A 17,042-nucleotide genomic window follows, 5' to 3' on the forward strand; every position below is an offset into this window, starting at 1 on the left:
ACCGAGAAGGTCGCAAACTCAACGCGATCCGCCGAGAACTCCGCCCTACTTCCGCATCAGGTTCTTCTGGACCTTGCCGGTCGCGGTCTTCGGTAGGGATTCGATGACGACCACAGACTTCGGGGCCTTAAAGCCGGCGAGGCGTTCGCGGGACCAGGCCTGGATTTCCTCGCCCTCCACCTCGGCACTTAGCACCACATAGGCGGTGACGGCCTCGCCCCAATGGTCGTCGCGCGTACCCACAACGGCAACCTCCGCGACAGCGGGATGCCCGAGCAGCACGCGCTCCACCTCCACCGACGACACGTTCTCGCCACCCGACTTAATGATGTCCTTCGCACGGTCGGTAAACCAGACGACGGCATCCTCATCGAGGTAGCCGATATCGCCGCCGTGGAACCATCCGTTCGCAAAAGCCTCGGTGTTGGCGTCCTTGTTGTTCCAGTACCCCTCCATGAGTTGCGGTGTCCGGTAAACGATTTCGCCTTCTTCGCCAGCGGGCAGCAAGCTGCCGTCACTACCCATGATTGCCACATCGGTACTGACGGTGGCGGGGCCCCACGAGTCATCCTTCACGCCCTGGTGTCCCTCCCACTGCAGTTCCGACGCCGGCGTGGTCTCCGTCTGCCCGGAGCCCAGGATGATCGCCGCATTCGGGAACTGGGCCCGCACCCGAGCAAGCAGCTCGGCAGGCATCGGCGCCATTGCATACAGGCCAGTAATGAGACTGTCGGTGTCGCCGTCGGCCAACTCGGGCTGCGCCAGCAGCGCCGCCCACATCATTGGCAGCATCGTCAGATGCGTGACGGTGTGCGTCGAGAACGTGCGGGCCACGGCCGCCGGATCGAACCCGCGCAGCAGCACGACCGTCGTACCCACCGCCAACGACGGCAACAGCAGCGCATCGAGAGCGGTCACGTGGAACAGCGGCAGCGCGATCGGCATCACGCTGGCCTTCACATCGGGCTTCAAACCGAGCCCCAGCGCCGAACCGAGCAGCGCAATCTGCACCGCAACGTGCGAGGTCACGACACCCTTCGGGCGTGACGTGGTGCCGGAGGTATACAGGCAGTGCAAGATGTCGCGGTCTTCGACTATCACCTCAACAGATGACCGGTCGGCCGAGAACACCGCGTCGTACGAGACGGCCGGAATACCAGCGACGTCGGTCGGGGCCTGCCCGGTCACGATCACCTCGGTAACCATGCCGCCCTCAGCTTCGGCGAGCGCAGGTCCCATGACACCCAGGAAGACGTCCTCGGTAATCACGCCACGGACGCCGCTGTCGGCGAGCTGGTAGGCGATGTCGGACGGCGACAGCAGGAGGTTCAGTGGCATCGCAACGACGCCGATCTTGGCGAAAGCAAAGAATGTGGCCACAAACTGCCAGCTGTTCTGCAGTTGCATCGCCACTGCGTCGCCGCGAACGTATCCGCGTTCCAGCAGGCCGCGGGCCAACGCGTTGGCGCGCGCATTGAGTTCGGCGTACGAGAGCTCGACGTCGCCGTCAACCAACGCCGTGCGGTCTCCGTAGTGCGCGGCACTGCGCGTGAGCATGTCGCCGACGCAAACGCGATGGGTCAAGTTGACGGTAAGGGGGTCGACTCCGGATAGATCGGGACGCATACCGGGCATTCGGCTTCTCCTTGCGATAGGGATGTTGAGCCGAACATAACCGAAAAACAATCTTGCGTGACTGTTTCGCCAGAAGTGACCGCAAACACCAGCAAGAGTGTGCCCACGGCGCTCGTCCAGGCATCCGACTATCCTGGACGCGATGACTTCCCCCGATTGGACCGCCGAAGAGACCGACACCGTTCTCGGAATCTTCGACAGCCGTACTCTGCAGCGCGCGCGGCAGTACGCGACCGCCGGGATGATTTTCGATATTGAGTGGTCAGATGGCATTTTGACCGGCACGTCGCGCGGGTCGGGCAGCGAACGCTATTCGTGCAATGTCAAGGTTCGCGGGTCGGGACCCACCATGAAAGCCTCCGCCAGTTGCACCTGCCCGGTCGCGATTCGCTGCAAGCATTCCGCGGCCCTGGTTTTGGCGGCCACCGCCGACGGTCCCGGAGCGCGCCGTCAACCCCCGACCACCACTGCCGCCCCGCTCTCCCGCTGGCGAACCTTGATCGATGAGGTCGAAGAGTCGACCAACATCGAGTCGACGGCCAACGACGGCATCCCACTGTCGTTGGGTCTGCAGTTCGAGGTGCACCGCACGTACAACTCCGACGACGTCACGGTCCGCCCGCTGGTTTTGAACGAGCAGGAACGCTGGGTCAAGACTCGTCTCACCTGGAAGATGTTGCTCTCCGGCCGAATCGCTGATCGTCATCCGGCCCCCGCGCTCGATGTCATGACTCGGCTGGCCTCGGCCCTGGCACTCAGTTGGCAGCGTGGCGCCCTACCCGATGAGATATCGCTGATGCACGCGCCGGTCAGCATTTGGTCGCTGCTCCAGGAAGCCGAAGACACCGGCATCCCGTTCTTCAACACCGGTAAGACGGAATCGACGGCTGTCCGTCTCGGCGATCACTTGAGCACTCAGTTGCACGTGCGACCGCAAAGCGCGGGCGTCTACGTGAACCTCGAGATCGTGGCAGACGGTCAACCCGTTCCCCCGACGCGCAACCTGGTCCGATTCGCGATCGGTCGGCCCCGCGCGCACGGCGTCGCGCAAGAATTTGAGCACACCCTGCACCTTGGGCCGCTCCCCAACCTGACCGCCACCGAGTCGATGCTGCTGGTCAGCGAGGTTCCCCTCGAGGTTCCCGATCAGGACCTCGCCGAGTTCCAAAAATCTCTGCCAAAGCTGCAGGCCGGGCGGCCCGTCGTCGTTGATCAGGATGCCTTCCCCGCGTCGACGCTGAGCGGCCCGTTCCCCGTGTTGCGCATCCGCACCGACGAACCCGCCGCCGCGAGTTGGGCCGCTGGTTACGAGGCCGACGGCCAAGTGCAGGAGTTCCCTGCGCGCGGGCCGTCGGACGGCCGATTCCGCAGCGCGGTGGCCGAGCGTGCCATGTGGGCGAGCATCCGCCAAGAGCTCGAGATGGTCGCGAAGGCCAATCCCCAGTGGGTCAAGGTAGCCGCCGAGCAGCTGCAGAAAGACCTGCATACCCACCGGTCCGACTTCCGTCGCTACAACCGCATGTACGCCGTCCTGCGCCAATTGCACGGTGGCGCAACGGTTTCGGCTGCCTTCGATTCGGCTCCCGACTATCAGACGATGACGGTCCCGCTGAGCCCACTGCAGGCCGCGATCATGGTGTCGGAAATTGTCCCGACCATCACCGACCTCGATCGTGTTCGCGTGATCGTGGAGGGCACCCCGCCCGACTATCGTCCCGCCGAAGCACCGCCTGTCTTGAGCTTTTCCGGCGATGCCAGCCGTGACTGGTTCGACCTCGAAGTGAGCCTCGACGTCGACAACCACAAGATCCCGATCACCACCATCATCGAGGCCCTCGCGTCGGGCGAGGAGTACATGCTGCTCGACGACGGCACCTACTTCTCGCTCGACATTCCCGCGTTGCAAACCCTGCGCGACCGTCTCGCCGAAGCCCGCGAGCTCGGCGAGCTTGACGGTGACCGGGTCTCCACCCACACGCTGAATGCGTCGCTGTGGGACGAGCTGCTGGAGTTGGGCGTCGTCGATCAGCAGTTGAAGCAGTGGCGTGACCGGATCGCACACTTGGCCGCGGCCAAACCGCCGCATCCTGTGGAGCCGCCAGCTGGCCTCAACGCCCAATTGCGGCCCTACCAGCAGGAAGGCCTCGAATGGCTCACCTTCCTCTGGGAGAACAAACTGGGCGGCATCCTCGCCGACGACATGGGCCTGGGTAAAACCGTCCAAACGCTGGCGCTGATGCAGCAGATCGTCGACGAGCAGCCGGACGCCCGCTTCCTCGTGGTCGCGCCGACCAGTGTGATTGCGAACTGGGCGGCCGAGTGCGCGCGCTTTGTGCCCGGAATGAAGGTCGTGGCCGCTACCGCCACCGAAAAGCGCATCGGAACCCCGCTGGCCAACCGCGCCGAAGGCGCGCAGATCGTCATCACCTCGTACGCCCTCCTGCGGATTGACTACGACGCGTTCGCCGCCGTCGACTGGACGGGGATCTTCTTCGACGAAGCCCAGTTCCTGAAGAACCATCAGGCCAAGACCTACCAGGCGGCACGACGACTGGACGCCCAGTTCAAAATCGCGATCACCGGTACTCCCATGGAGAACCGCGTAATGGAGTTGTGGTCGTTGGTGTCGGTGGTCGCGCCAGGTCTGTACAACTCGCCGAAGCTGTTCAAAGAACATTTCGCGGAAGCCATCGAGAGCGGCCAGGCACCCGAGCGGCTCGAGATTCTGCGCCGTCGCCTGCGTCCAATCATGTTGCGGCGCACCAAGGATCAGGTGCTGACCGACCTACCCGAGAAGCAGGAGCAGTTGCTGCCGATCGAGTTGGAACCCAAACACCGCAAAATCTACGACACCTACCTGGCCCGCGACCGCCAGCAACTCCTCGGCCTGCTCGACGACTTCTCCGGCAACCGGATCCAGGTGCTGCGCGCCCTCACTCGGCTGCGGCAACTGAGCTTGCATCCGGTCCTCGTCGACGAAGAACACAAGGCCATCAAGTCGGCGAAGATCGAATACCTGTCGGAACAATTGCCGATGCTGATCGACGAAGGTCACAGCGCCCTCATCTTCAGCGGCTTCACCGGCTTCCTGAAGCTCATCGCCGAAGAGCTCGACGCGAAGAAGATCGCCTACAGCTATCTCGACGGTTCGACGCCAATCACCGCGCGCGGCAAGCAGATTGAAGACTTCACCGGCGGCACCAACAAGGTCTTCCTCATCAGCCTGAAGGCCGGCGGTTTCGGTTTGAACTTGACGGCCGCCGACTACATCTTCATGACCGACCCCTGGTGGAACCCGGCGGCCGAGAACCAGGCCGTCGACCGTGCCCACCGCATCGGCCAGCACCGCGCCGTCACCGTGTACCGCATGGTGTCCACCGGAACCATTGAAGAAAAAGTCATCGACCTGCAAACTCGGAAACGGGAACTCTTCAACGCCCTCATCGACGACGGTGCCGCCTTCTCCGGAGCAATCACCGCCGACGACGTCCGCGGGCTCCTCGGCGAATGACCGTCGACGCCGACCGCCGCAATCTGCCGATCGTCCTGGCGCTGCTGTTCACCACCGGTTGGGCCACCAACCATTTCGTGGCGATGATGCCCGTCCTGCACGACCGCAACGGCATCGGCAATGCCGCCCTCGAAGTGGCGTTCGGCATCTATGCGATCGGCCTGTTGCCGGGACTACTGTCCGGCGGCGGCATCTCCGACAAAGTTGGCCGTAAACCCATTGTCTTGTTGGGCGCGACCGGCGCGGCGCTCGGCAACCTCCTGATGCTGCTTTGGCACACGGAGCCGGGTGTGATTGTCGGCCGGTTCGCTGTCGGACTTGGCGTCGGGTTGGCGGTCAGTGCCGGTACCGCCTGGTGCGCCGACCTTGGCGGAAAGCGTGGCACCGTGTTTGCGGGTGCGGCGTTGACCGGCGGTTTCGCGGCCGGCCCCCTGGTTTCCGGGTTGATTGCGCAGTTCGCTGGCAGTGCCGCGTTGACCGCACCGTTTGTGGTGACGGTTTCGGCATCACTCGCGGCGGTCGTAGCTGGTTTCCGGGTGCCGAGTTCGCGTCGGATCGCCGTCGAGGCGAGCGAAGTGACGCTGAATGACACCCCGATGGCGGCGCGAAGCCTGTCGCGGGCGTTGGTGACGAGCCTGCCGATGTCGGTGTGGGTGTTTTCGTCGATCACGATGTCGATTGTTGTGATGGCGGGCCGGATGACACAGTTCAACGGGCCGTGGGTGCCGGGTGTGGCCGCGGTGCTGGCGCTGGGGTCGGGATTCGTTATCCAAGTGATTGCGCGCCGCGGCGGGTGGGGCCCCCGGGCGGGCGTCATCGGTGCGATTGTTGCCGCGTCCGGACTCGCGGTAGTCGTGGGTGGTGGATCGGATCCAAGCCCGGCGGCGTTTATCGCTGCCTCAGTTCTGCTGGGCACAGGCTACGGACTTTGCCTTCGTGAAGGGCTGCTCGATGTGGAAACCTTTGCCCCGCTCGACAAACGAGGCCTGGCTACCGGAATCTTCTACGTCGGAACCTATCTCGGTTTCGGCCTGCCCGTTCTCCTCCGCTCCATCGCCCCCTCGGTCGGGATCACGGCCCCGATCTTGGTGTTGGCTCTCATGGCCGTCGCGAGTGCGGCAATCCGGGCCGGTCAGATCCGAGCCGGAATGCTCCGCGGACGCTGACTGCCGCTATCCCAGCGTCGCCTGTACGTCCGCGCCGGAACGGTCCAACCGCTCGAGCCGACCTTCGGTCATCGAGGCAATCTGATCAACGACCACACGCATACGTTCGTCGTCATTGTCTGCGACCTGCCAACGCGCGGCGAAGATGGGGTCGAGTCCGCCCGGTGCCGTGACCAGCAGCATTTCGGCGACGCGGTGAATCCGCTCGCGTTGCCGGTCTTGTTTGGCGCGGTGTCGCGGATCGGAAAAGATGAACCGGAGGGCCACCGTTTTGAGAACCGCGACTTCGGCGGCGACATCGGCGGGCACCGAAAGGTCGGCGTCATAGCGCCGCAGTGGCCGTCGCCCCTCGGCCTTGCGCGTCTCCGTGATAGCGGCAGAGGCGAAGCGGCCGATCAACTCACTGGTGAGCCGCTTGAGCCGAACAAACGAATCAAGCGAGCCATCGAACTCACCGAGCGAGGCGAAAATCTCCATCTCCGACAGTCGCTGCGCCGCATCAACCAGCGGCTCCGACGTCAGTCCGCCGAAATAACGCATGCCGAGATCGGCCAAGACCTGCTGGTCGTCGCGGGAACTCAACTGTCGCAAGTCAATTCGTCGGCCAATGACGCCGTCTTCGAGGTCGTGAACGGAGTAGGCAACATCGTCTGACCAGTCCATCACCTGAGCCTCCAGGCAACGACCACCGTCGGGTGCTCCTGCGCGAACCCACGCGAGCGCCGACTCATCTTCCACATAGGCGCCGTACTTGGAGCCCGGATCCTTGCGTGACCACGGGTACTTCAGTGTGGCGTCGAGCGCTGCCCGAGTCAGGTTGAGGCCCGCGCTGGATCCGTCGGGTCCCACGATCTTCGGTTCCAGCGACGTCAGAATGCGCAGGTTCTGCGCGTTGCCCTCAAAGCCGCCGCGCTCACCGGCAACTTCTTCCAACGCGCGTTCACCGTTGTGCCCGTACGGCGGATGCCCGATGTCGTGCGCCAGCCCGGCCAATTCCACCAAGTCTGGGTCGCAACCCAACCCCACGGCAATACCGCGGCCAATCTGGCCGACTTCCAACGAGTGTGTCAACCGCGTTCGCGGATTGTCGCCCTCGCGCGGCCCCACGACCTGCGTTTTGTCAGCAAGACGACGCAGCGCCGCACTGTGCAGAACGCGGGCGCGGTCGCGGGCGAAGTCACTTCGGTGGTCGGAAGCGGGCGACGCCCCGGCAGCAACCTTCGGTGCCTCGACGACCATGCGTTCTAGGTCGTGGGCATCGTAGGTCGCTACCGGGGCGTCGGAAGCCACAGCCGAATTATCAGCAGGGGTCAAACTATTCCCAGCCGCGCTGCGAGGCGAGATCGAGCAGGTTGCTGCGGATAGCGAGGATCTGACGCGCGGTCAGGTCGTTTGCGGAATCGAGCAGCAGGTCGGTGAGCTCGTTGGAGAGTCGGCCGCCACCGCGGGCCGGGCGACGTGCGCCACGATCGTCTCGACGATGATCGTCACGACGGTCACGGCGATCATCGCGGCGCTCGCCACGAGCGTCACGCTCACGGTCGCGGCTGCCGCGAGTATCGCGGGCCTGGACGCGCTCATGCAGGTGCTCTTCGCCTTCGGGAGCTTCCTTGGTGACCTTGACGTTCAGAGCCTTGGCGCCGCGATCGGTGCTCTCGACCTCGAACTCCACCTCGGCTCCCGGACGCAGCAGGCTCTCGTCGATGCCCACATCATTGATGTGCAGGAAGACGTCGTCGCCGCCTTCTGCGGGTGCCAAGAATCCGAAACCGCGATTGGTATCGAAGTGCACAACCTTGCCATTAACAGCCACCACAAACTCACTCTCTGAAGAACGTCCACCTCGCGAACCCCTTGCCCGCGCGACGCATACCTACAACTATGCCTTATTTTGCTGGTCAACCCGACCCGAAATGCCTGGTAGTGATCGAAATTTCAATTGAGAGGGCGACAGCGTCCGACGGCGCGGACAGGAAAGAAGAAAGGCATCGGCCCCCACCTGGATCACAAGTGGGAGCCGATGCACATAAGAGGTGTTACCCCCGGCCAGACACATTACCCCGCTACCACACGAAGCAAAATTCGGGGTCCGAACCGAGAATCAGCCCACTCTACTTCGCCGTTGCGATGCCAAGCGATGGGAAGAAGTAGCAGGTCGCATTGCCCTTCTTGATGGTTCCGTAGATCGCCGACAGGACGGTTCCAGAGCCGGTGTCGACGAGGCCGCCGCGCGCACCGTTAGCCGGGAGGATCTTCGCCAGAGGCAGCAGGAGCGTTTCTGCCACCTGCTCGGCGAGAGGAACACCCGCGCCATTGAGTCGCTTTGCTACCGCCTTGACGACAGTTTCACCGAGTCCGTCCATCGGCTCGGAGATCGAACCCTTCATCGTGTTGACGTTGAACCATGCGACGGACATACCCTTCTTGGATCCCGCGTCGTTGAAGACGCCGACCGGGACGAAGCCATAAAGCACCTCGCCCTTCTTCACTGCGTTGACGTCGTACGTCTTACCCAGGATTTCGTAGGTGAGATCCCCCATCAACGGCGTGTTCGGCCCAGGCATAGCGCCACCCAAAGCTGGCGCGAGCGTGAAGTCCGTACAGGCACCAACAGTCGGGGTAAACGGCGCGATGCCCATCTTCTTGAGCAGAGCGTTAGCTGCTTCGATCCCGTCGATTACCGACGCGGCGTCCGTGGCCTGCGGATGAATCGAATCGAGGGCCTGCTTAGCTGCGGCACCGTCGTTGTTGGGTGCGGCGTGGGCGATCGGTGCGGTCGCGGCACCGCCAATGAGCGCCGCCGAGGCGACGACTGCCGCGAAGGCGAGACGGAACTTACTGGTCACTGGGGACCTCCAATACTAAAGGGGCTGATGATGCTAAATACAACCAAAGTGCCAGGAGGGACTCGTGATGAGTATGGCCTCGAAACGACTCAAAATCGATTCCTGAGGCCAAACTGAGACCGCAATCAGACGCATCAGACAATCTCGCGAGTCGCAAAGGATGGCTTATGGCCAAGCCTCGACATCCGACATGGCATAGTGAAGTTCAATGCAACACGTTCTAGTTTCTGGCCTCGGACAGAAGCAAAGGGGTCATCGATGAATGCCACACGAACCGGTCTTGGCGCACGTTTGCCTGCACGGATCAAGCTGCCCCAGGTAGACGTCCCCGACGGCTACATGATGGAACTACCGGGGCGTGGCTCCACCTACGTCACCGACACTCCCGGACCGACGGCCGATGCACCCGCCATTGTTCTGCTGCACTCCCTGACCACTACCGGGCTGCTGACTTGGTTCCCCAGCATCCCCGCACTGTCGAAGAAATTCCGTGTCATCACCCTCGACCAGCGTTGGCATGGTCGCGGTATCCAGTCCGAGACCTTCAGCCTGCGCGACTGCGCCGACGATTCGGTCGCCGTCCTCGACGTCCTCGGAATCGACAAGGCAATGTTCGCCGGCTTCTCCATGGGATCGCTGATTGCCCAGCGCGTTTGGCGTCAGCACCCCGACCGCGTTGGCGGCCTAGTGCTTTGCGCCAGCACCGACGTCTTCCAGATGACGCCCACCGAAGCGTTCTTCCACAACGGTATGGACGGCATGTTCTCGCGGATCCGCGGTTTCGGCTCACCGTTGCGCGCCGCCCGCGTTCAGGCCAAGCAGGTCGACCCGAAGGAAGACATCTACCGCTGGGCGCTGAACGAGTTTCGCTCCACCTCCCCCCTTGCCGTCAGCAAGGCGATCGGCGAGATCGGCAAGCACCACACGCGCCCGTGGGTCAACCAGATCGACGTGCCGACCGCTGTCGTCGTGCCGCTGAAAGACAAGGCCATCCCGCCGGCCCGCCAGAAAGCAATGGCCCGTCGCATCAAGGGTGCAACCATCCACGAGGTCGACGGCGGTCACGCGTCGTGCGTGATGGATGCGGAGAAGTTTGTCCCCGTCTTTGTCCACGCCACAAACGAAGTCTTGGCTCGCTGGAAAGAACGCCAGCCCGCCGAGTAGCACCGAGGGAAAAGAAGGCCGGCCGCTGCGTGCGACCGGCCTTCCTTATTGTTCAGCTTGCTACTTCTCCGTCTCACTTGCGGGCGCGGCCTCGGGCTCGACCAGCCCGGCAGCCTCGACTTCCGCTTTGAGTCGAGCCAGTTCGGCCGGGAAGTGCTTCACCATGGTCTCCGGGTTCCGGACACTTTCTTCGCTCGCAATGATGCCGATGTGGACGACACCGTTGTTCGACAGCACGGTGATGTTGAGTCCGGCACCGTGGAACACCGGGCCAAGCGGGTACATGTGGTCGACGCGCGCACCCATGAAGTACAGCGGGATCGGCGGGCCGGGCACGTTCGAGATCACCAGGTTGTGGACCACCGGATGCTTTTCCGCCAACCGCATGTCGGCGTACGCGCGGACAGCGAGACCGAAGGTGCGCGGTGCGGCGAACTCAGCCCAGTCCTGCAGAGTGTCAGCCGGGATCGCGTTGTGGTGTTCCTTGGCCTGCAGGTTCGACTCGGCCATTGACCGCAGTCGCTCCAACGGATCCTCGATGTCCGTTCCGAGGTAGGTGAACAGCGCCGACACCTTATTGGCACCTTCGTCACGCTGCGACTCGCCGCGGACGGAAACCGGGACCGTTGCCAACAGCGAGCCTTCTGGAAGTTCGCCGCGTTCGAGTAGGTAGTCACGCAGCGCGCCACCCGCGATACTCAACACAATGTCGTTGACGGTCGCGCCGGTGGCCCGACGGACCTCCTTGATGTCTTCGAGCGACATGTCGGCAACAGCGATGGTGCGATCACCGGTAATGGTGCCATTGAACGACGTGCGCGGAGCCGTGAGCGGCGGTGCCATCGCAGTGCCCTTGCGTGCACGACTAATGGTTTCGGTGATGAGGTTGACGCTTGGTCCGAGCAGACGCGGAATCGACAGGGGCTTCGTAGCCGAGGCCAGCAAGCCGCGTCCCAACAGTTCCAGCGAGCTTGGCGAACTACCGTCCATGGTGAGTTCTTCCGTAGCCAGCGGCGGTGCGTCCGGTTCCAGGCTGCACAGGTGCGAAATCAGGTTGGCACCCGAAGCACCGTCGACTGTCGCATGATGCATCTTGGTAAAGACGACCAACTTCTCGACGCCTTCGGCATCCTTGTAGCCCTCGATGACGTCCATTTCCCACAGCGGGCGACCGCGGTCCATGGGCTGCCCAGCCAGGTGCGAGCACATTTCCATCAGCTCGGTGTAGCCCGCAGGCTGCGGAAGCGCCATCCGATGCAGGTGGTGGTCGACGGCAAAGTGTTCGTCCTTAACCCAGACTGGATGCCCAAGGTCGAGTGGTACTCGACGAATCTTGCGCGTGAACTGCGGTACTTTCCGAACCCGTTCGTCTAGCGTCGCGCGGAAGTTCGTAAAGCTGTAGCCGCCAGGTACCGTCAGCGGGTCAAGAATCATCACTGAGCAAACATGCATCAGCTGCGCGGGTGTTTCTAAGTACAAAAAGCTTGCATCCAAGCCGCTCAATCGCTCCATGAAGATAACGGTACCGCAGCAAACTAGAACTTGTTCTAGTTTTTTAATGAGTGTGACAAAACCCTCTTGACCGGCGGACTTACTAGGATTTCCAATTAATTGGGGTTTGCGGAGCATCGCTAAGAACTCCCCACCGGCAGAACCGGACCCACAATCGCCGCCGCGCTACTCTCGATCTGTGGGACAGCGATACCAGCACATTGCATTCGGAAAAGCAGCACTTGCCCGACAACGCGCCTCGGGAAGCGTCGGCGCCTACGGTTCCAGTCTCGACACCCCCGACGAAGGCCCCCAACAACTCACTTCACGTGAGATCCGGATGCTCACTGAGGCGTTCCAATTCCAGATGTCCACGGTGACCCCCGACGGCTGGCCTTATATTCAATACCGCAGTGGCCCAACAGGGTTCGTTCACCATCTCGGCGAGAACAAGATTGGATTCGCCGACTTCGCCGGGAACCGACAGTTCGTATCGGTCGGCAACCTGGAAACCAACGACCGCGTTGCCCTCTTCGTCGCCGACTACCCGCACAGGATGCGACTAAAGGTATTCGGTCGGGCTACCGTCTTCGACGCCACCGATCATCCCGACCTCGTCGAGCAACTGAGTCTCGTCAACGACGGCAGAATCGCTGCGCGCATCGAACACTGCATCGTCATCGACGTCGAGGCGTTTGACTGGAATTGTTCGCGCAGCATTGTCCCGCAGTACACCGCCGAACAAGTCCGCGAACGTGCGGAACCGTACATCGCCGAGATCGCGAAACTGCACGACGAAATTGCCGAACTCAAACGAAATCGGTGATGCCGCGATGGCGCAGGCGGGATTACTCTTGCGTGCATGGCATTGCTGCACCAGGCGACCATCTCGCCCACAAAACTTGAGTTCGTAACCGACTACCTCGACAACATGCCGTGGGGCGGCACGGGCGACGTTGACATGATCGGTGGCTACCGATTCGACGATCCAGCTGGCGAGGTTGGCGTCGAAGGACTGTTGGTGTCGCGCGACGGTCGCGTGCTCCACGTGCCGTGCACTTATCGCGGTGAAAAGCTTTCCGGCGCAGACGAATACCTCATCACCACCATGAAGCACTCCGCGCTCGGTGATCGTTGGGTTTACGAAGCGGCAGCCGACCCAGTCGCCGTCGACTGCTACCTAAAAGCGCTGCGCGGTGAAATCAGCCAAGCGCAGTTGGAGTTGGAAAAGACCGATGGGACAGTCGTGCCCGTGGAGTGGCCGGTTCGCCTAACCCTGCACGGCGACCCCGCCGACGGCACCGGACTCGTATTCAGCGACGAACTCGCCGCGCCCGTGTCGGGGCGGTCGTGGTTGGTGGCCGAATGGGATGGCGGGCAGGGCGTCGTCGCGGCACTGAGATAGTCCCGCGGTCGTCGCCCCGCCCGAGGCGCTTTAGGCGCCGACCAGCTTTCCGGCCAAGTACTCCACAACCTTGTCGAGGGCGACGCGCTCCTGCGCCATGGTGTCGCGCTCGCGGATCGTGACAGCGTGGTCGTCGAGGGTGTCGAAGTCGATCGTCACGCAGAACGGGGTACCGATCTCGTCCTGACGGCGGTAGCGCTTGCCAATGCCCTGTGCGTCGTCGAACTCGATGTTCCAGTGCTTGCGAAGCTGCTCCGACAGGTCGCGCGCCATCGGCGACAACTTCTCGTTACGCGAGAGCGGCAGCACGGCAACCTTGACCGGCGCCAGGCGACGGTCGAGCTTCAACACGGTACGAGTATCGGTGCCGCCCTTAGCGTTTGGCACTTCCTCTTCGGTGTACGCGTCGCACAGGAAAGCCATCATGGAGCGGCCCAAACCGGCAGCCGGCTCAATGACGTACGGCGTGTAGCGCTCACCGGAAGCCTGATCGAAGTACGACAGGTCTTCGCCCGAGGCCTCACTGTGGGTCTTGAGGTCGTAGTCGGTACGGTTCGCAACGCCCTCAAGCTCACCCCACGGGTTGCCCGAGAACCCGAACTTGTACTCAACGTCGACGGTGCTCTTCGAGTAGTGCGACAGTTTCTCTGCCGGGTGCTCGTACAGGCGCAGGTTGTCGGCGTCGATACCGAGTTCCACATACCAGTTGAAGCGGGCGTCGAGCCAGTACTTGTGCCACTCTTCGTCCTCGCCGGGCTTGACGAAGAATTCCATCTCCATCTGCTCAAACTCGCGGGTACGGAAGATGAAGTTGCCGGGCGTGATCTCGTTACGGAAACTCTTGCCGACCTGGGCGATACCGAACGGCGGCTTGCGGCGTGCCGTGGTCATCACGTTCTTGAAGTTAACGAAGATGCCCTGTGCAGTTTCGGGGCGAAGGTAGTGCAGGCCGGCTTGGTCGTCGACCGGGCCGAGGAACGTCTTCAGCAGACCCGAGAATGCCTTGGGCTCAGTCCACTGGCCCTTAACGCCACACTCGGGGCAGGTGATCTCGGCCATCGGCACCGAATCCGGATCGTCAAGACCCTTCTTCAGCGCGAACGCCTCCTGCAGGTGGTCCTGACGCTGACGCTTATGGCAGTTGGTGCACTCCACCAGCGGATCCGTGAAGACCTCAACGTGACCGGAAGCCTCCCACACGCGACGCGGCAAGATAACCGACGAGTCCAGGCCAACAACGTCATCGCGCGAGGTCACCATGGTGCGCCACCACTGACGCTTGATGTTCTCCTTCAGTTCGACGCCGAGTGGACCGTAGTCCCACGCCGAACGCGTACCTCCGTAGATCTCACCGCAGGGGTACACCAGGCCCCGCCGCTTAGCGAGGTTGACGACAGCATCGACATTGGACTGCACAGCCACGGTTTTCAGATCTCCACGACGTAGGGGGTAAGGACGTTGGGGTAACGACGTATCACTGCGCACGACGGTGGTCGTGCACGTCGCTATACAGGGTAGTCGTTGATGGGCGCCCCCTGCTCACACCCCTGACGATCTGCCATTCTGCGGGTGCTTGGCCAGCACGAGTTCGACGTACGGGATCGCCTCAATCGACCGGCCGGTCGCATCTTCGATGACGCCAGCGAGTTTGTCGTACGCCTTCGGATACTTGACGCGGTAGCGCTCCACAATCGCACTCGCTTCCTCAGCCGGAAGCGTGCGGGCCGTGGCCGCACGATTGCGGAGGAACCCAATCCACACGCGACAGTTCGGGTTCGCCTGCAGATTCTGATACCACTGGGACTTCTCACCGAAGCCGGACGCGATGATCACTCGATCTTTCGTTGGACGATCGACCGCCTCCAGCGCCACGAATCGCTCCCTCCCGGACTTGCGGCCGGTGTGCTCGAGTAGAAGAAGTCGACCACCGAACAGAAACCCGAAGCCCGCACGCATGAGCGGGATAGGCATCCGGACGAACCACCGAGTTCGGAGGGCTTTGGCACCGATGCTCACCATGATTCGACAGTACGCTGCAGCGACCCGGCCCACAGCAAATGAAAACCAATTCCTTTAGACTGGCCTCATCCCACCCAAAGGAGTCGCGATGCCTTCCTCGGTGACGCCGGAATCACTGGCCGCCGATCGCGTGGCGCACAGTGCTGCCAGCGAACTGTTGCGCGCCCTAGCCTCTCCTGCGCGCGTGTCGATTGTGATGGCTTTGAACGATCGACCAATGTGCGTTCACGAGTTGGTTGAAGACCTTGCGCTGAATCAGCCGCAGGTCAGCCAACATTTGCGCGTATTGAAAAAGTCCGGAGTTGTGGTTGGCAGTCGCCGCGGCCGCGAGGTGGAGTATTCACTCGCCGACGATCACGTGGCCCACATCGTTGTTGACTCGGTGACTCATGCGACCGAGCACTGCGGCAAGGGCGAGCGATGACTTCGCCTGTCGAGAAACCGGTCACCGGCCAGCGGTCCACCAAGCAACGAGCGGCGATCGCCGATCTCCTTGCCGACACCGAAGACTTCCTTTCGGCCCAACAACTGCACGACCGCCTGCGCGAACGAGGCGAGTCGATTGGCCTCACCACCGTCTACCGAAACTTGCAGGCGCTCACCGAGGCCGACCAGGTCGACGCGATTTGGGATGGTTCGGGCGAAACCCGCTACCGCCACTGTTCCCGCGGCCACCACCATCACCTGGTCTGCCGCAACTGCGGGACCACCGTGGAGATCATGGCCGACAAGGTGGAACGTTGGGCCGACAGCGTCGCCGCCGAGAACGGCTTCACGAACATCAGCCACACCGTCGAGATCTTCGGGCTCTGCGGCGACTGCGCCGCCGACGAAGCCTAGCGCCGGCACCGCACGGAACGAACGGGAGCGTCCCCGACAGCCCCGTCCGCCGACTATTTGTCAGCGGCACCCTCTCACGGGGACTCTCCCGTCAGTACCCGCGGCTGAGTCGCTCGGAGCGCTCCACAATCTCTCGAGCCCGTCGACTTCGAGGGCGATGTCGGCCCGCCCGCGTGAACTTTCGAATGTCCTCCAGGAAGTCATCCCAGCCCCACAGAATGTGATCGAGTGTGACCCGCATGCAGGTCCACCCGTCGACGACGGATTTGCGGTCACGGATTCGGTCCTTCCCAAACTGCTCCCGACTGGTGTGAAACTGCCTGCCGTCGCATTCCAGCAGCAGGGTTCCGATGCGTAGATCCGCCCACCCAACGCCATCGATAGCTGGCTGCACCACGACGTCAAAACCCAAGGACCGCAAGCGAACCCGCACTATGCTTTCGGTCCCGGATTGCGATCGACCATCCACCTTCTCGAGGAGGCTGTTCGTCAGGGCACCCCCATACGGTGCCATCAACGCGCGGAGCTCTTCGACGCCCGTGTCCGACGAGTTGAGGTAGGAGTCGCAGGCCGCAATCCAGGCCTCCGCTGTCATGCAACGCGCGGCGCAGGCCAGGGCATATGGAACCGGATCGACGGCCTCAACCGCCGCCGGGGGACGCCCAATCGGCGACGAGCATCCCGGCAACCCGGCCCCGCGTTTCGCTTTCGACCGCCGAACATGGCGGTCCCGATAGCCGGGAGCTACCCAGAGCCCGTGCCATTTGAGCGCCGACACACACCCCAATACTCCCCCGGCTCGAACCGCAGCTGCGACCTCAGGGTCGTGCATCCGGAACGCGTACCACGTGCGCCGCAACGGCTCGAGATCGCCCGAAGCCACCCCGCGGCGGATCGAGCGTTCGTCATAACCGAGCGCCACCAACTGCCGATACGTGAAAACTCCCGAATCCCCCATACAAATT

General features: G+C 62.8%; 15 protein-coding genes. 7 read left to right on the forward strand and 8 right to left on the reverse strand.

Annotation, left to right across the window (positions count from 1 at the left end; genetic code table 11):
- Nucleotides 1–45 precede the first annotated feature (45 nt).
- Nucleotides 46–1,557 (reverse strand): class I adenylate-forming enzyme family protein, encoded by a 1,512-nt coding sequence (locus tag WBA38_RS14910; protein WP_424294138.1) that lies wholly within the window; start codon nucleotides 1,555–1,557, stop codon nucleotides 46–48.
- A gap of 220 nt (nucleotides 1,558–1,777) precedes the next feature.
- Here WBA38_RS14910 and WBA38_RS14915 point away from each other — a divergent pair, with 220 nt between their 5' ends.
- Complete coding sequence (locus WBA38_RS14915) at nucleotides 1,778–5,146, forward strand: SNF2-related protein (protein ID WP_424323023.1); 3,369 nt, start codon at nucleotides 1,778–1,780, stop codon at nucleotides 5,144–5,146.
- The gene (locus WBA38_RS14920; protein ID WP_424296016.1) at nucleotides 5,143–6,312 is read left to right on the forward strand and encodes an MFS transporter; all 1,170 of its coding nucleotides are present in this window, start codon (nucleotides 5,143–5,145) and stop codon (nucleotides 6,310–6,312) included. The genes WBA38_RS14915 and WBA38_RS14920 overlap by 4 nt, the downstream gene beginning before the upstream one ends.
- A 6-nt stretch (nucleotides 6,313–6,318) precedes the next feature.
- On the opposite strand, the gene WBA38_RS14925 is transcribed toward WBA38_RS14920, so the two are convergent.
- The 3 genes from WBA38_RS14925 to WBA38_RS14935 form a co-directional block, all read right to left on the reverse strand.
- On the reverse strand, nucleotides 6,319–7,602 hold the full coding sequence (locus WBA38_RS14925) for a deoxyguanosinetriphosphate triphosphohydrolase (protein ID WP_424296017.1): 1,284 nt from the start codon (nucleotides 7,600–7,602) through the stop codon (nucleotides 6,319–6,321).
- Between the two features lie 25 nt (nucleotides 7,603–7,627).
- Nucleotides 7,628–8,125 (reverse strand): cold-shock protein, encoded by a 498-nt coding sequence (locus WBA38_RS14930; protein WP_424296061.1) that lies wholly within the window; start codon nucleotides 8,123–8,125, stop codon nucleotides 7,628–7,630.
- 298 nt (nucleotides 8,126–8,423) lie between these two features.
- Entirely contained in the window at nucleotides 8,424–9,158 is a 735-nt protein-coding gene (locus WBA38_RS14935) for a hypothetical protein (protein WP_424323024.1), read from the reverse strand.
- 258 nt (nucleotides 9,159–9,416) lie between these two features.
- On the opposite strand from WBA38_RS14935, the gene WBA38_RS14940 reads away from it, so the two are divergent.
- A complete protein-coding gene (locus tag WBA38_RS14940) occupies nucleotides 9,417–10,322 on the forward strand; it encodes an alpha/beta fold hydrolase (RefSeq protein WP_424296021.1) in 906 nt (301 codons plus the stop codon).
- 60 nt (nucleotides 10,323–10,382) lie between these two features.
- Here the strand turns inward: WBA38_RS14940 and WBA38_RS14945 are convergent, their stop codons facing one another.
- Nucleotides 10,383–11,834 (reverse strand): WS/DGAT/MGAT family O-acyltransferase, encoded by a 1,452-nt coding sequence (locus tag WBA38_RS14945; protein WP_424323025.1) that lies wholly within the window; start codon nucleotides 11,832–11,834, stop codon nucleotides 10,383–10,385.
- A gap of 178 nt (nucleotides 11,835–12,012) precedes the next feature.
- Between WBA38_RS14945 and WBA38_RS14950 the strand changes: the two genes are divergently transcribed.
- Complete coding sequence (locus tag WBA38_RS14950; protein ID WP_424296025.1) at nucleotides 12,013–12,639, forward strand: pyridoxamine 5'-phosphate oxidase family protein; 627 nt, start codon at nucleotides 12,013–12,015, stop codon at nucleotides 12,637–12,639.
- 36 nt (nucleotides 12,640–12,675) lie between these two features.
- Nucleotides 12,676–13,218: a maltokinase N-terminal cap-like domain-containing protein gene (locus tag WBA38_RS14955; protein WP_424296027.1), complete on the forward strand. Its 543-nt coding sequence runs from the start codon at nucleotides 12,676–12,678 to the stop codon at nucleotides 13,216–13,218.
- Nucleotides 13,219–13,248: 30 nt separating this feature from the next.
- Here the strand turns inward: WBA38_RS14955 and WBA38_RS14960 are convergent, their stop codons facing one another.
- The gene (locus tag WBA38_RS14960; RefSeq protein WP_424323026.1) at nucleotides 13,249–14,640 is read right to left on the reverse strand and encodes a glycine--tRNA ligase; all 1,392 of its coding nucleotides are present in this window, start codon (nucleotides 14,638–14,640) and stop codon (nucleotides 13,249–13,251) included.
- A gap of 117 nt (nucleotides 14,641–14,757) precedes the next feature.
- Complete coding sequence (locus WBA38_RS14965) at nucleotides 14,758–15,237, reverse strand: nitroreductase family deazaflavin-dependent oxidoreductase (protein ID WP_424296031.1); 480 nt, start codon at nucleotides 15,235–15,237, stop codon at nucleotides 14,758–14,760.
- An 88-nt stretch (nucleotides 15,238–15,325) separates the two neighbouring features.
- Between WBA38_RS14965 and WBA38_RS14970 the strand changes: the two genes are divergently transcribed.
- Together WBA38_RS14970 and WBA38_RS14975 are read left to right on the forward strand one after the other, a co-directional pair.
- On the forward strand, nucleotides 15,326–15,661 hold the full coding sequence (locus tag WBA38_RS14970) for an ArsR/SmtB family transcription factor (RefSeq protein WP_424296032.1): 336 nt from the start codon (nucleotides 15,326–15,328) through the stop codon (nucleotides 15,659–15,661).
- On the forward strand, nucleotides 15,658–16,077 hold the full coding sequence (locus tag WBA38_RS14975; protein WP_424323027.1) for a Fur family transcriptional regulator: 420 nt from the start codon (nucleotides 15,658–15,660) through the stop codon (nucleotides 16,075–16,077). Before WBA38_RS14970 ends, WBA38_RS14975 begins: the two co-directional genes overlap by 4 nt.
- A 91-nt stretch (nucleotides 16,078–16,168) precedes the next feature.
- Here WBA38_RS14975 and WBA38_RS14980 read toward each other — a convergent pair whose 3' ends face one another.
- Nucleotides 16,169–17,035: a type IV toxin-antitoxin system AbiEi family antitoxin domain-containing protein gene (locus tag WBA38_RS14980; protein WP_424296036.1), complete on the reverse strand. Its 867-nt coding sequence runs from the start codon at nucleotides 17,033–17,035 to the stop codon at nucleotides 16,169–16,171.
- Nucleotides 17,036–17,042 lie beyond the last annotated feature (7 nt).

This window comes from Gordonia sp. (in: high G+C Gram-positive bacteria), from assembly GCF_049647785.1.
Lineage (GTDB): Bacteria > Actinomycetota > Actinomycetes > Mycobacteriales > Mycobacteriaceae > Gordonia.

Excerpts from the sequence above, each read along its gene's own strand:
- WBA38_RS14910 (WP_424294138.1), bottom strand. The coding sequence starts at position 1,557 with ATGCTCACGCGCAGTGCCGCGCACTACGGAGACCGCACGGCGTTGGTT.
- WBA38_RS14915 (WP_424323023.1), top strand. The coding sequence starts at position 1,778 with ATGACTTCCCCCGATTGGACCGCCGAAGAGACCGACACCGTTCTCGGA.
- WBA38_RS14920 (WP_424296016.1), top strand. The coding sequence starts at position 5,143 with ATGACCGTCGACGCCGACCGCCGCAATCTGCCGATCGTCCTGGCGCTG.
- WBA38_RS14940 (WP_424296021.1), top strand. The coding sequence starts at position 9,417 with ATGAATGCCACACGAACCGGTCTTGGCGCACGTTTGCCTGCACGGATC.
- WBA38_RS14945 (WP_424323025.1), bottom strand. The coding sequence starts at position 11,834 with ATGGAGCGATTGAGCGGCTTGGATGCAAGCTTTTTGTACTTAGAAACA.
- WBA38_RS14955 (WP_424296027.1), top strand. The coding sequence starts at position 12,676 with ATGGCATTGCTGCACCAGGCGACCATCTCGCCCACAAAACTTGAGTTC.
- WBA38_RS14965 (WP_424296031.1), bottom strand. The coding sequence starts at position 15,237 with ATGGTGAGCATCGGTGCCAAAGCCCTCCGAACTCGGTGGTTCGTCCGG.
- WBA38_RS14970 (WP_424296032.1), top strand. The coding sequence starts at position 15,326 with ATGCCTTCCTCGGTGACGCCGGAATCACTGGCCGCCGATCGCGTGGCG.
- WBA38_RS14975 (WP_424323027.1), top strand. The coding sequence starts at position 15,658 with ATGACTTCGCCTGTCGAGAAACCGGTCACCGGCCAGCGGTCCACCAAG.
- WBA38_RS14980 (WP_424296036.1), bottom strand. The coding sequence starts at position 17,035 with ATGGGGGATTCGGGAGTTTTCACGTATCGGCAGTTGGTGGCGCTCGGT.